The sequence below is a fragment of the Haladaptatus sp. W1 genome, from assembly GCF_001723155.1.
Classification (GTDB): domain Archaea; phylum Halobacteriota; class Halobacteria; order Halobacteriales; family Haladaptataceae; genus Haladaptatus; species Haladaptatus paucihalophilus.
In genome coordinates this window covers 1-13,085 of record NZ_MEIH01000114.1, presented here as the reverse complement: position 1 = coordinate 13,085, position 13,085 = coordinate 1, and the positions used below count along the sequence as shown (strand labels likewise).

Sequence of the window (13,085 nt, the reverse complement as noted above, 5' to 3'; positions counted from 1 at the left end):
TCGGTCCGAACTCTGACAGTCGCTCGCTTGCTTCGTCGGTCGAGAGCCCGTTTTCGTCCGAGTCGAGCGCCTCGAAGACGCGTTCTCCCGGAACGCTGTGCCACTCTGTCGGGGTCGTTTCGCTGGACGTAACGGAACTCATCGGTGGGTGACGAAGTGGACGGTTGGCTCACGGGGAACCGTGAATCGGAGACGGTTCGTCGAAATAGCGGCATCTTCGCACAGAGACGAGGGACGGATAGTTGGATGTTTGGGTCGAGGCGGGGTTCACGAACCGATGTCGGGGTCGCCCAGCAGATATCCGCCGAACCCGGTGACCCAGAGCAACAGCGGGTACGCCACCCACCGCTCGACGCCGCCGGACCCGAGGACGTTCAGCGGATTCGCTTCCTGCAGGACGAACACGCTCAGCAGCGTCGCCAACGATATCACGCCGAACAGCAGGCAGAGATAATTGAACGGGCGCGTGATGACCCGAGAGGAGAGAACGACGGTGATGCCCCGCTGAAGAACGTGAGCAGGGCGAAGAGGCCGTGCCACGGAACGACGTTGCCGGGGAACACGCCGACACCGAAGACCCCGAACCCGAACACGGCGAGGGGTATCGTGAGGACGCGCCGTCCCGTGGACCGGTGGAGGAAGTAGGCGGCGACGAGAAGCAGTGCACCCGTCACGAGCATCGTGCTGTTGAAGATGGTCGCCGACGGCTCGTGGATGATAGGGTTCGGCGGTTGCGTGGAACCGAGGTCGCTGATGTCCTGTCTGGTCGAGTAGTTCGGATAAAGAACCTCCCCGTGATGATGCCCATGAACGAAATCCCTCCGGCGAGGAACATGGCGGCACCCGCTCTCGACAGCCCCGTCTCGTCGGAACCGGACCGATTCAATCGGCTTTCCGTCCCATCCATGTGCCTCAAATGGTTCCGAAAAATCATAAATTGTTCAGTATATTTGGCGGGGCGAATTCCCGACCCACGGACCGCGGCGGGACGGTCACTCACGGGCGGCCGGTCGGTCGAGCGCCGTCCGCACGTGTTCCCTGAGGGCGGACGCGGCGAGCGACCCGGTGACGTGTCCCGTTTCGATGACAGTGAGGGGGATACCGTCGTAGCCGGAGCGTTGCGCATCGAGTTCGATTATCCTGTCGTAGCGGGCGAGTAGAGGGCGACAGTCGGCGGTGGCCGCTCGAAACGCCCGCTCGAAGTCGAGCACGTCGCGGAGGCGGTCGGGGTCGGCGCGCGCCCGCTCCGCCGTCATTCGTCGATAGGCGGACGTGGCGAACATCTCACCGAGAGCGGCCCCCGCGAAGATGGGGACGTATCGGTCCGCCGTCCCGTGAAACGACCGGTGGAGGTTCGTGACCCAACCGCCGAGGCTGATGCCCGAGACGGTAACGGCGGGTGAACCCCGCTTGCGCACCGCCGCTGTCAGCGCCTCGACCATCGCTGTCGAGGCGGCACACATCCCGACGAAGTTCGAAAGCGCGCCCATCGCACGGGCGTAGCCGAAACTCGACCGGTCGTGGAACGGTGCCCGGACGAGTATCACGTTCACCGGGACGCTCCAATCGTTGGTTGCGAACAGTCGCCGAGCCGAGTTGGAGCTGAATCGGCCGAAATCGAACGGGTCCTCCCCGCTCCCGTGGTGGAAGATGAGTGTCGGCGCGTCGTCGCCGTACCACTGCCAGACGCAATACGCACCGCGGAACCCACCGGCGGGCGTGGCGACCGTCACCTCGCGGTGGCCGCTCGTCTCCACCTCGTCGAGAGCCAATCGAGTTTCGACAACCGTCTCGTCCAGTCGTGGGCCGTCGAGGCTCCGCGCGAAAAATGTCGCATCCCGAAGCACTAGTCCGCTCGCAGTCACCGTGGCGACGTCCAGAAATTCGTGGTGGTTCATAGCCGTTTCGGAGGTACACCTACGTACCCCGACACCGTTGTGAGTCTTGAAAACGTGGTTTTCCCTGACATCCGCACTCGACAGCGCAATCCGGGTGGAGACGATGGGTCCGTGTCGAACCGTATTCGACTCCGCCTCGGCACGGTCATCGCGTTCGCCCTCGCAACGGTGGCCGCCGCCATCGCCGCCGTCGCGCTCGGTAACCGTCGCGTCGAATACGAAATCCAAACGCACGTCGACGAACTCCTGTCGGACAGCGAACCGCGGGACGGGGAGTTCTCGCGGGACGACATCGAGGACCTGCCCGCTCCCGTCCGACGGTATTTCACCCACGTCTTGGAGGACGGCCAGCCACACGTACAGGTCGTCCAACTGCACCAACGCGGGGAGTTCCGCCTCGGTGGGCCGGACTCCGAGTGGCGGCCACTCGTCGCGGACCAGTACGTCACCACGCGGCCACCGGGGTTCGTTTGGGACGCGAGCATCGACGTCCTGCCGCGGGTTCCCGCGCGCGTCCTCGACTGTTACGAGGGCGGCGACGGGGTGCTCCGTGCGTGGCTGCTCGGGGCGGTTCCGGTCGCGAGCGCCGGTCCATCACCCGAGATGAACGCGGGGGAACTCCTTCGCTATCTCGCCGAAGCCGTCTGGTATCCGACCGCGCTCCTCCCCGCGCAGGGCGTCGAATGGGACGCCATCGACGACCGGTCCGCGAGGGCGACGCTCGAACACCGGGACGCGTCCGCTTCGGTCGTCTTCCACTTCGACGAGCACGACGAAATCGAACGCGTCACCGCGGAGCGCTACCGCATGGAGGACGAGCGTTACGAATCGTGGACGGGCCACTTCCGGGACTACCGGGAACGTAACGGGCGTCGGATTCCGGTCGAAGCCGAGGTCGGCTGGGGACGGCCGGACGACGACGAACGCTACTGGCGGGCGACCATCGACCGAATCGAGCACCGACCGATGGGTACGAACCGTCAGTCCGACGGGGAACCGTAATCCGAATTCGAGGTCGTGAGCGAGGAAAACAGCGGATTCAAACAAAAGACTCAATACTGACTAATTATTCAATAAGCGCATGGGGTATGGTCACTCACAGAAGCGGCCGTGGTTAGCGGTCGTCCTCGGCGTGGTCGTGACCGGATTGGGACACGCGTATCTGGGCCGGTGGCGACGGGCGGTCGCGTGGCTTTCGGTCGACCTCGGAGTAGCGACCTTCGTGACGCCCGAAGCGACGTTGCAGGCGCTCGCAACGGGTGCGCAGTTTCCGACCGCGGAACTCGTTCCCATCTTCGCGGTGACCTCAATCAGCATCGCGGACGCCTACTTGCTCGCACACCGAGCGGGTTCCAACTCGCCGTCCGACGGCGAATCAGAGACAGAGCGGGCCTGTCCGCACTGTGGCCGGTCGGCCGAACCGGAGTTGGAGTTCTGCCAGTGGTGTTCGACGCGACTCGATAAGTCCGACGCACGCGCTGAATCCGAGAGCGAAGCGTGAGCGTCCGTCGAGTCGGATTCGGAGACGGCCGGACGATAGCAGCGTTCGAGGACCGATTTCGAACCGAGGACCGGGATTCATCATGTTGGGAGTTCAACTCGTACGTGCATGTTCCGCACGATACTCTCGGTAATCGGTCTCATCGAACTCCTTTCGCCGGAGGCGCTCATCGAACGCGCCGAGCGGCTCGCGCTCGACAATCCGGACGACTGTGAGTTGCAGTCGTGGGTCGTTCCGATTGCACGGGTCGAGGGACTCGCCTTCGTAACGCTCGTGTGGCGAAGCGACGCCTCGTATTCGCGACTCAAGCGGTTCCTGGGTGTCATCGGCGTTCTAGCACTGTTGTACCCGCGCGCCTACGTCGACTACGGGTCCGAACTCGTGTACGTTGATGCGGCCGAGTGCGAGTGGAAATCGTGGGTGTACCCCTGTACTCGCATCGTCGGGTTGCTGTACGTACTCGTCGCCGTCAGTAAGCTACCACGGGCTACCGACCGTGGCATTCACCATGGACTCCAGCTCTAACCAACGGTGGTACGGCTGTAACCCCGTTCGCGTTCATCATCCCGGTGTTCAAACGCACGCCTACGAGTGCGCCTCCTTCGCCAGCAGTTTGCGTGCCAAGGAGTCTGTAACCGATGTTCTTCGCCGCGTTGTAATCCGCGTGGTTCACGTAGCCACACTTCAAGCACTCAAAGATGTCCTGCGACGAACGGTTATTCTCGTGAGTGAACCCACACGACGAACACCGACGCGAGGTATTCGCTGGATTCACCTGCTGAACTGAAATACCGCGTTCTTCGGCTTTGTACGCCGTGTAGTCGTAGAGGTGGCGGAACGCCCATGCGTGAAGTCGTTTCGCGCCGGGCATTCGGTCGCGGATATCTGTGAGGTCTTCAAAGGCGATATGCGAACAGTCGCGTTCGTCGGCTTCTTCAACCAGTTCGTTCGACACGCGGTGAAGCAGTTGCTCGAAGCGGCCCGTCTCTTTCAGACCGACCGCTTGCATGGTCTCGTGAGCGTTACGCGAGCCACACTGTTGGAGCGATGCACGACGCTTTTCATATTCGCGGTGCCAGTGGTCGAGTTCGGAAGCCGACCAAAACACGCCAGTCGATGTGACGGCGATGTTTTCGACCCCAAGGTCCACGCCGAGAACCGTTCCGTTCTCGCGTGGTTCGGGAGCGTCCACGTCAGCCTTTGTTCTGACATGAAGATAGAACTCGTCCGTGGTTTCGCGGTAGTGAAGCGTCGCACCGGTTGTCTCGTAGTCGTCGGAAAAGAGGTACTCCGAATGGGGCGTCTCGCGTTCGTCGTCAGGCAACACGTAGTCGGCGGTGATTCGACCATCGACAGTCGAAAGGGACGCGTAGTCGTCGTGGAACGTCGCGCTCCGCTTGTCGTATTCGAGGAACGGCGACGAGAAGTACGGAAGACTCGCGGTTTTTCCACGTTTCCATTTTGCCACGACGGATTTCAACGCGTCTGCCGCGCGGCTTCGTGCTGCTTGAACGAGATTCGCGTGAAGGTCCGTTGCACGGCGAACGTCATCGTAGGTTCGGCTGTTGAGTTTGCCTTTGCTCGTTTCGACGTAGCCGTCGTCGTTTTGAGCGTTCAGAACGACGTAGTTGGCGGCCCATCGGAACTGTCGAATCGTCTCGTGAAGAAGGTCGGCGTCGCTTTCGGTCACTTCAAGTTTGACTTGAACAGTTCGCCTGACCTCCATACATCATATACAACGACTATGTTTATATAGGTTAATATACAATCGGGAGTCGTCCCGGCAGAAAACGGTAGTAGAGTAGTCAAGCGGACGCGCTTCCTCCCGCGCCTGAAGTCGCGGGTATCCGCGCTGTGGTATCTATGAAATGCGAAAGGGACGCTCCTCGAACGCACGTTCGTCGGAATGAGCGGGACGGTGCACCGACCGTTGCGGCGCAGACGCGATCAACACTCCTTCAGTAGTGCGTTCGCCGGGCGGAGAAGACGTTTCTTCCCGAATCGGGCGGCCGTTCGTACGCAGACCTCCGTATTTAGGCGCGGAGCCAGACCTTCGGATGGTTCTCACGGAGATGGTCGTGGTACCACTTCATCGCCTTCGGGTACGAAGACGAGATTATCTGTAAGCCGCAATGGTTACAACGCGCAGCAGGCATTGGCAGAGCCTTGAACGATGGGTTTATAACTGTTCCCATTTCCTTCGGTAAACGACTGTCGGCCGACGCTCGCGGCTCGCCGGTGTCGATACCGAGGACGTCCGCACCGGAAGGAGACCGCTTTCACGGACTCGGAACGGGAGAGTCGGCGTCCCGTGCGGCGTCACGAAGCCGTTCCTGTTCGGCGGCGTCCATCTCCTCGAAATCCCGTGCGGCGTCCACTATCATCGGGACGAGTTGCGGGTCTCCCGCGCTCGGTATCGAGGTCATCCCTTGCGAGAGCGCGTAGCGCAGACACGTTTCGATTTCGTCGGGGGTGTCGTATGGTCGGTACCACGTTTCGTACGGTCGTTCGTCTCTGGGGAGGTCTTCCGGCCACGGTTCCTCGGCGAAGGCTTTGATACACAGCGTTCCGAGGCCGCGTTCCTGGGCGAGGTCTAGCACCGACTGATAATCGTACTCGGGACCTTCCTTCGCGTCGAGCGTGTAGTTGAGCGGGAACATCACCGTCTCCAGTTCTGGGATGCGTTTTATCGCGGTCCGAATCACGCTTGGGTCGCCGTGGCTCGTGAGTCCGATATGGCCGATGAGTCCCTCCTCTTTCGCCTCTTCGAACGCGGCAAGCGCCCCTTCGTCGTGGCTCTGGGCCATCTCGGGACTGTAGTCGCCGGTAACGGTGTCGAGTTCGTCGTACCGGGTGAGCGCGTGGAACTGATACAGGTCGATGTAGTCGGTGTCAAGTCGCTCGAGCGAGCGGTGGAGTTCGCCCCACGCGCCGTAGTAGGTGCGTTCTTGGGTCTTACAGCCCAAGAATATCTCATCGCGATGTTCGGCGAGCTTCGGCGCGAGTTTCAACTCGGCGTCGCCGTACGTCGGCGCGACGTCGAAGTGGTTGACGCCAGCATCGAGGACGTCCTCGACCATCCGATTCGCTTCCGTCTGGTCGAGGAAGTCGAGCGCGATGGTGCCGAACGTGAGAATCGAACTCTCGTGGCCAGTTTCTCCGAGCAGTCGAGTTTCCATGGTGTATATCAACGAAGAACACACGTAAAGTGGTATCCCACGGTAACCGCGACCTGAACCGAGTGAGGTCCCGTCACCGGTCGAAGTGCGGAACGTCCTCCGGGTACCGTTCCTGGTTACGGTCGTAATACGCGGCGACGTAGGCGACGAAGAGGAATTTCGTTGCCATCGAGAGGCCCGTGAAAAACACGGTTCGCAAGGGGCGTCTTCGGTAGGCAGAATGGACCGCACACGCGGTTATTGGCCCGTTGATATAATTGAGGAGGTCCACCGCCCGTCGGCCGTCCTTGTGTCGGTAGTACATGCGCTCGCCGAGCACGACGCGCGTCATCCACGCATCGGCGTCCTCCGGCGGCGAGAAGAGGACCGGATTGACGGCGATGAACCCGAGCGCACCGAGGACGAGGCGAGGCCGACGCGCGTAAATCGCGTACATGAGAACCGGGAAGGAGAGAACGCGCGACCAGCCGCTACGCGGGTTCGCGTGGCGCTCCCAGAGGCCATTTCTGAAATCACGCAAGTACTCCGACCGTGTGGGAAGGATCCCGTCCGACTTGGATTCGAACATCTGCATGTTCACTTCGGGATTCGTCGGCTTCAGTGCTCATCACGGAGCCACCGGAACCAACGTCGATGTGATCGGAGGGCGGAATGTCACGGCCGCCATCACGACACGATGGCGAAATCGGGTGTGAACGTGCAGACTTGCACGCTCGTTTCGAGAATCGTACTGACGATTCGACACTTAGTCGGCTCGGGCGACAGGAGAAGGGCGTTCAGCGATAGTGAATATATTTGCTAGCTGTTTCAAAGCTATGTTCAACGAAGTTCTGTGATATCCCGGTAGCGCGCACAGCATAGCCATTCATCACCGTATTCATCAGAGGAAAACGATTTTATTCGTGCGTTTGGTGTTCGACTGTAATCCTATTAGTCGTGCCGAGAACGAGACCTGGCATGTCCTCTTCGAGGCGTTTGCCGCTCATCCCGGGAGCGATACCGGAGACCGTGACGGCACCGACGGCGCGACCGTCGTCGGTCAGAATCGCCGCCGCGACAGCGCGTCGGTCGGGTGCGAGTTCTCCCCTGTCGAAGGCGAGTCCCTGGTCGCGGACGGTCTGTAGTTCCTGAATCAACGACGCGCGAGTCGTCATCGTACGGTCCGTCGGTGCCGGTGTGTCCCCGTCGAGGAGCGAATCGAGACTCGGGGACCGACGATGGGCGAGGATGGCCTTTCCTGCGGCGCACGCGTACAGGGGAACCCGGCTCCCGTCCCGGAGCGCGGGGTCGACGTCGTCGCCCGCTCTGTAGATGAAAACGGCTTCGTCGTTCTCCGCGATGACGAGACTCGCCGTCTCACCGCTGGCGTTCGCGAGGCGATCTATCTCCGGTCGCGCGATTCGATACAGCGAGTCGGTGGCTCGGACGCCCGTCCCGAGTTCGAGGAACTGCAGGCCGAGACGGTAGCGTCCGTCCTCGTTGATGACGTATCCGAGCCGTTCGAGGGTAGCGAGATGGTTGTGAACGCTGCCTTTCGAGCGTCCGAGTCGGTCGGCGAGTTGGGTGACACCGGCCCGTTCGAGCGTCGCCAAGGAATCGATAATCTCGAACGTCGTCGCGGTGGCACCGACCGGATAGTTTGGCATAGTCGTGGATGTCGGTGGAGATACAAAAAGTTCGTTCATCGATAGTGAACAAATTGTTGTGATTGTTCATCAAGATAATCGCTTCGCTCGTACGGGTTCTAACGGCCTCAAGCGGCAGAATGTAGCGTTTATCGGGGTAGTGACGAAAGGACGACTGAAGCGACTCGTTCACCATCAATAAACACCATCAAGATGAGCATTTCTCCCTTATGCCCCCGTTCAGTCAAAATATATCGGTATTTTTGGCATATTTCGTTGGAATCCATACTCATACATAGATTTAACCAAAGAATTAAGGCTCCCTAATTTATGGTCTATAGTATCGTAGGCCATGACGAACGACAAACGCGGTACGAACCGACGAAACGTGTTGAAAGGAGCGGGTGTCGCAGGCGCAATCGCCCTCGCGGGATGTCTCGGCGATAGCGGCGGAAGCAGTGACAGCCAGAAGAAGGCCGATTCCATCGACGCTTGGAGCTGGGACGTCGCGGCGAAGTCCCTCGAACTGACCGCAAAATCGTACAAGAAAGACAACGATGCGACGGTCAACGTCAAGCAGATCGGTCGCTCCGATATGAAAGACAAGTACAAATCGAAGCTTCTCGCGGGGTCGGGTGCGCCCGCCGTCGCAACGATGGAGAGCGTCGACGCCGCCGCGTGGGTGGACACGGGCGGTCTTCGGGATATCTCGAACTGGCTCGAATCGGACCTGAAAGAAAAGTTCGTCTCCGGGAAGTGGGGACCGCTGACCAAGGACGGAAAGACGTACGCGCTCCCGTGGGACATCGGCCCCGTCGGGACGTTCTACAGAAAGGACGTCCTCGATAAGCACGACGTGAACCTCGATAGCGTCGAAACGTGGACGCAGTTCGTCGAGGAAGGGAAGAAACTCCCCGATGGCACCGCCATGCTCAACATTCCGTCGAACGACTACGACGGCCTCTGGCGGATGCAGTACCGCCAACTGGGCGGGCAGCCATTTACGAAAGACGGCAAAGTCGGGTTCAACAACGAAAAGAGCGTGCGCGTGGCACGCAACCTGAAACAGCTCCGTGACGCCGGCATCACGGACAACAAGGCGTCGTGGTCCAGTGCGTGGTTCTCCGCGTTCAAGAAGGGGTCTATCGCCTCACTCAACGCCGGGGCGTGGATGGAAGGGACGCTGAAGTCAGAACTCCCGGACACGTCCGGGAACTGGCGCGTGATGAAGCCGCCGGCCTTCGAGAAGGGAGGTCGCCGCGCGTCCAACTGGGGCGGGTCGAACCTCGTCATCGCCGATCAGGTCAGCGACGCGAAGGCCAACCGGGGATGGGATTACATGAAGTACACCCTCGGGAACAAGGAGCGACAGACCGAGATGTACCGGGAGTACGGCATCTTTCCGGCGTTCAAGCCCGCCTACGAGAGCGACGCATTCGACGAGGGCCACGAGTTCCTCGGCGGGCAGAGCGCCGGTCGCATGTTCGCCGAAATCGCCCCCAACATCCCCTCGTATCGGTACACGACCGATACCCCGGAGGTTACGAAGGCCATCAACACGCACTTCAAGACCATGATGAGTGGGAAGATATCACCGAAGAAGGCCGTCGAGAAGGCCGCGAAACAGGTCGCCGACCGCACCGACCGCAAGATGGCCTGAACGTTTCTTTGACACCACATGTCTCAAACAGATGAAATAGCGGCCAACCGACGCGGGTCCTTCCGCGACGAGTTCGTGGACGGGGTTCGGTGGCGACGACAGCGGCTCTCAGAGCGACTGCCGAAGCTGAAGGGAGTGCCGTACATCTTCCTGCTACCGTTTTTCGTGCTGTTCACGGTGTTCCTCGCGTTCCCCATCCTGTACACCATCTACCTCTCGTTCTTCGAGTTCGAGAGCGTCGGCGGGAGCGTACTCTTTACCGTTCCCGGTCTCGGTTTCAAGGTCACGTCGATAGCGAATCTGACGTTCGTCGGGTTCTCGAACTACGCGCGACTCCTCGGCGACGGCCAGTTCCACCAAGCGATGTACAACACCGTGTTCATCCTTCTGGTGCAGGTTCCGCTGATGATCGCCATCGCGTTGCTGTTGGCCGTGGCGCTCGACGCCTCGTTCGTCAAACTCCGGGGAATCTTCCGCACGACGCTCGCCCTGCCCGTTTCGGCGAACCTCGTCGCGTACGCGACGGTGTTTGTCCTGCTCATGCAACAACACGGACTCGTGAATTACCTGCTCGGTCTCGTCGGAATCGGTCCGATTCCGTGGTTTCAAAGCGCCTTCTGGTCGCGGATGACCGTCGTCGGGGCCGTCACGTGGCGGTGGACGGGGTACAACATGATAATCCTCCTCGCCGGACTGCAGAACGTCCCGAAGCAACTGTACGAGGCTGCCGAAATCGACGGTGCGAACCGGCTCCAGAAGTTCCGATACGTGACGCTTCCACAGCTTAAACCAGTGTTACTGTTCGTCGCCGTCACCTCGACCATCGGGACGTTCAAACTGTTTTCCGAACCTCTCATCGTGAGCGAGGCGGGCGCGTCGGCCGACGCCACGCGAACCATCGTCCAGTACATCTACGAGATGGCGTTCGTCCAGTTCCAACTCGGGTACGCTAGCGCCCTGACGTGGGTTCTCATCGCCGTCGTGAGCACGCTCTCAATAGTCCAGATAAAGGCCGTCGGCGACGGGGGTGACAGCGATGCGTAATCACCAGCGCGAGTTCGGCTGGAAGCTCGTCACGTACGCATTCCTCCTCGCCGGAGTGCTCGTCACAATCGTCCCGCTCTACTGGATCGTCGTGGCTTCGACGCTCAAAGAGCAGGCGTTTCTCGCCGCCGCGAGCGACCCACGGGTCATTCCGGGGTCGATATCACAGTTCATGCAGAACTTCCACGCGCTTCAGCAGCGGTCATCCACGGCGTTCCTCGGATACGAGGTCGGTTTCCTCGGAGCCGTCGGTAACAGCATTCTCGTGGGCGCCGTGTACACCGTGTTGTCGTTGGTCCTGTGTTCGATGGGCGGCTTCGCCTTCGCGAAATACGAGTTCAAGTACAAGGAGCCGATATTCTACACCATCCTTGCGACGCTCGTGTTGCCCATTCAGTTGCTCGTCATCCCGCTGTTTCTCCTGATGTCGCGCATCGGAATGACCAACACGTACTGGGCCATCATCCTGCCGTGGGCGGCCAACCCCCTCGGCATCTTTCTGATGCGACAGAACATGCGCTCGATTCCGGACGCGCTCCTCGAGTCCGCACGCATGGACGGGGCGACGGAGTTCCAAGTGTTCTATCGGGTCGCCCTGCCGACGATGAAGTCGTCGTTGGCGGCGCTCGCCATCGTCTTGTTCCTCTTCCAGTGGAACCTCTTTTTGTTCCCGCTGGTCATCCTGAGTCAGGACAAGTACACGATTCCCGTCGCCATCAGCGACCTCGTCGGCGCACAGCGCGTCTACTACGACCAAATAATGGTCGCCGCGGGACTCTCTATCGTCCCGATATTCATCCTCTTTCTCTTCCTCCAGAAGTACTTCGTTAGCGGAATCCTCGCCGGTTCAGTCAAGGAGTGACACGATATGGCAGCAATCAACATCGACGATTTACGGAAACAGTTCGAGCTCGACGACGGCGGCATTCTTACCGCTGTAGACGATGTGAATCTCACGGTCGAGGACGGGGAATTTCTCGTCCTCGTCGGTCCGTCGGGCTGTGGAAAAACGACGACCCTCCGGTGCGTCGCCGGACTCGAAGACGTCACGAGCGGACACATCCTGTTCGACGACGAGGACGTAACGGAACAGCGGGCGCGCGACCGGGACGTCGCGATGGTGTTCCAGAACTACGCGCTGTACCCGCACATGAACGTTCGCAAGAACCTCGGCTTCGGACTGAAACTATCGTCCGAGCGGACGTCGGCGGACATTCGCGAGCGCGTTAACGAGACGGCCGAGATGCTCGGCATCTCCGACCTCCTGGAGAAACACCCGCGGGATCTCTCGGGGGGACAACAACAACGCGTCGCGCTCGGTCGAGCTATCATCCGCGAACCCGAAGTGTTCCTGATGGACGAGCCGCTATCGAATCTCGACGCGAAGCTCCGGTCCGAGATGCGGACGGAACTCCAAGAACTGCAACACGACCTCGACGTAACGACGATGTACGTCACCCACGACCAGACGGAAGCGATGGCGATGGGCGACCGTATTGCCGTCATGAACGGCGGCCAACTCCAGCAGGTCGGCACCGCCGAGGAGGTGTACACCTCGCCGGCGAACGAGTTCGTCGCGAACTTCATCGGGTCGCCGAGCATCAACCTCTTCACCGCCGACGTCGCCGGTGCGACGTTGCACGGGCCGGGCGGATTCGAGCGCCAACTCGACGACTCGTCGTGGGTCGACGGATACGACCGCGTTCGGGTTGGTATCCGGCCCGAGGACATCAGCTTGGTCGAATCCGGCGGGAACGTCGCCGAGACGTCCGTAGTCGAACCGATGGGGAACGAGAACTTCCTGTACGCGACGCTCGGCGAGCGCGAACTGACGGCGCGCATCGAGAGCACACTGCGCCCCACGCCGGGTCAAACCATCCGGTTCACGTTCGACGAAGCGTCACTGTACCTCTTCGACCCGGAGACGGGCGAGGCGTTAAAGACGAAAACGTCCGAGACGACGGCAACGGTCGGCGACTACGCGCAAACGGAAGGGGAGTCGGCATGAGCGGCCGAATCGTCGACTACGAACTCTACGAGGTGCCGCCGCGGTGGTTGTTCCTCAGGGTGGAGACGAGCGACGGGGTGGTCGGCTGGGGCGAACCGGTGGTCGAGGGGCGGGCGCACACCGTCCGTGCCGCGGTCGAAGAACTGCTCGACACCTACCTCCTCGGAAAA

16 protein-coding genes and 1 pseudogene are annotated in these 13,085 nt (G+C 60.8%); 8 read left to right on the top strand and 9 right to left on the bottom strand.

Going from position 1 to position 13,085, the window contains the following annotated elements; genetic code table 11:
- From BG842_RS27260 to BG842_RS06380, 4 genes are all read right to left on the bottom strand, one after another.
- Positions 1-142: cation-transporting P-type ATPase (locus BG842_RS27260; protein ID WP_139136042.1), on the bottom strand; the 142-nt coding region annotated here is incomplete at its 3' end.
- Between the two features lie 125 nt (positions 143-267).
- A complete protein-coding gene (locus BG842_RS31165; protein ID WP_254662945.1) occupies positions 268-423 on the bottom strand; it encodes a hypothetical protein in 156 nt (51 codons plus the stop codon).
- Between the two features lie 5 nt (positions 424-428).
- Positions 429-755, bottom strand: coding sequence for a DUF998 domain-containing protein (locus BG842_RS31160; protein ID WP_254662946.1), 327 nt, complete (start codon positions 753-755; stop codon positions 429-431).
- 237 nt (positions 756-992) lie between these two features.
- Positions 993-1,898, bottom strand: coding sequence for a hypothetical protein (locus BG842_RS06380; RefSeq protein WP_069450128.1), 906 nt, complete (start codon positions 1,896-1,898; stop codon positions 993-995).
- Between the two features lie 111 nt (positions 1,899-2,009).
- Here BG842_RS06380 and BG842_RS06375 point away from each other — a divergent pair, with 111 nt between their 5' ends.
- From BG842_RS06375 to BG842_RS06365, 3 genes are all read left to right on the top strand, one after another.
- The gene (locus tag BG842_RS06375; protein ID WP_069450127.1) at positions 2,010-2,900 is read left to right on the top strand and encodes a DUF6920 family protein; all 891 of its coding nucleotides are present in this window, start codon (positions 2,010-2,012) and stop codon (positions 2,898-2,900) included.
- 79 nt (positions 2,901-2,979) lie between these two features.
- Positions 2,980-3,399: a hypothetical protein gene (locus tag BG842_RS06370; protein ID WP_069450126.1), complete on the top strand. Its 420-nt coding sequence runs from the start codon at positions 2,980-2,982 to the stop codon at positions 3,397-3,399.
- 108 nt (positions 3,400-3,507) lie between these two features.
- On the top strand, positions 3,508-3,924 hold the full coding sequence (locus BG842_RS06365; protein WP_069450125.1) for a hypothetical protein: 417 nt from the start codon (positions 3,508-3,510) through the stop codon (positions 3,922-3,924).
- Here BG842_RS06365 and BG842_RS06360 read toward each other — a convergent pair.
- The 5 genes from BG842_RS06360 to BG842_RS06345 all read right to left on the bottom strand — a co-directional run bounded on the left by BG842_RS06360 (position 3,887) and on the right by BG842_RS06345 (position 8,224).
- Positions 3,887-5,125: an RNA-guided endonuclease TnpB family protein gene (locus BG842_RS06360; protein WP_069450124.1), complete on the bottom strand. Its 1,239-nt coding sequence runs from the start codon at positions 5,123-5,125 to the stop codon at positions 3,887-3,889. The two genes, BG842_RS06365 and BG842_RS06360, sit on opposite strands and share 38 nt — an antisense overlap.
- A gap of 307 nt (positions 5,126-5,432) precedes the next feature.
- Positions 5,433-5,555, bottom strand: a complete 123-nt coding sequence (locus BG842_RS32455) for a hypothetical protein (protein ID WP_256388506.1) — start codon at positions 5,553-5,555, stop codon at positions 5,433-5,435.
- A 123-nt stretch (positions 5,556-5,678) separates the two neighbouring features.
- A complete protein-coding gene (locus tag BG842_RS06355) occupies positions 5,679-6,578 on the bottom strand; it encodes an aldo/keto reductase (RefSeq protein ID WP_069450123.1) in 900 nt (299 codons plus the stop codon).
- 73 nt (positions 6,579-6,651) lie between these two features.
- Positions 6,652-7,098, bottom strand: a complete 447-nt coding sequence (locus tag BG842_RS06350) for a DUF6653 family protein (RefSeq protein ID WP_069450130.1) — start codon at positions 7,096-7,098, stop codon at positions 6,652-6,654.
- Between the two features lie 376 nt (positions 7,099-7,474).
- On the bottom strand, positions 7,475-8,224 hold the full coding sequence (locus tag BG842_RS06345; RefSeq protein WP_069450122.1) for an IclR family transcriptional regulator: 750 nt from the start codon (positions 8,222-8,224) through the stop codon (positions 7,475-7,477).
- Between the two features lie 331 nt (positions 8,225-8,555).
- On the opposite strand from BG842_RS06345, the gene BG842_RS06340 reads away from it, so the two are divergent.
- The 5 genes and pseudogenes from BG842_RS06340 to BG842_RS27255 form a co-directional block, all read left to right on the top strand.
- Positions 8,556-9,863 carry an ABC transporter substrate-binding protein gene (locus tag BG842_RS06340; protein WP_069450121.1) on the top strand — a complete coding sequence of 436 codons (1,308 nt, stop codon included), beginning with the start codon at positions 8,556-8,558 and terminating at the stop codon, positions 9,861-9,863.
- Between the two features lie 18 nt (positions 9,864-9,881).
- Positions 9,882-10,907 (top strand): carbohydrate ABC transporter permease, encoded by a 1,026-nt coding sequence (locus BG842_RS06335; RefSeq protein WP_083252454.1) that lies wholly within the window; start codon positions 9,882-9,884, stop codon positions 10,905-10,907.
- On the top strand, positions 10,900-11,769 hold the full coding sequence (locus BG842_RS06330) for a carbohydrate ABC transporter permease (RefSeq protein ID WP_069450120.1): 870 nt from the start codon (positions 10,900-10,902) through the stop codon (positions 11,767-11,769). Before BG842_RS06335 ends, BG842_RS06330 begins: the two co-directional genes overlap by 8 nt.
- Positions 11,770-11,775: 6 nt before the next feature.
- Complete coding sequence (locus tag BG842_RS06325; protein WP_069450119.1) at positions 11,776-12,915, top strand: ABC transporter ATP-binding protein; 1,140 nt, start codon at positions 11,776-11,778, stop codon at positions 12,913-12,915.
- Positions 12,912-13,085: pseudogene (locus tag BG842_RS27255) on the top strand (galactonate dehydratase); the annotation flags it as partial. The gene BG842_RS06325 and the pseudogene BG842_RS27255, both read left to right, overlap by 4 nt.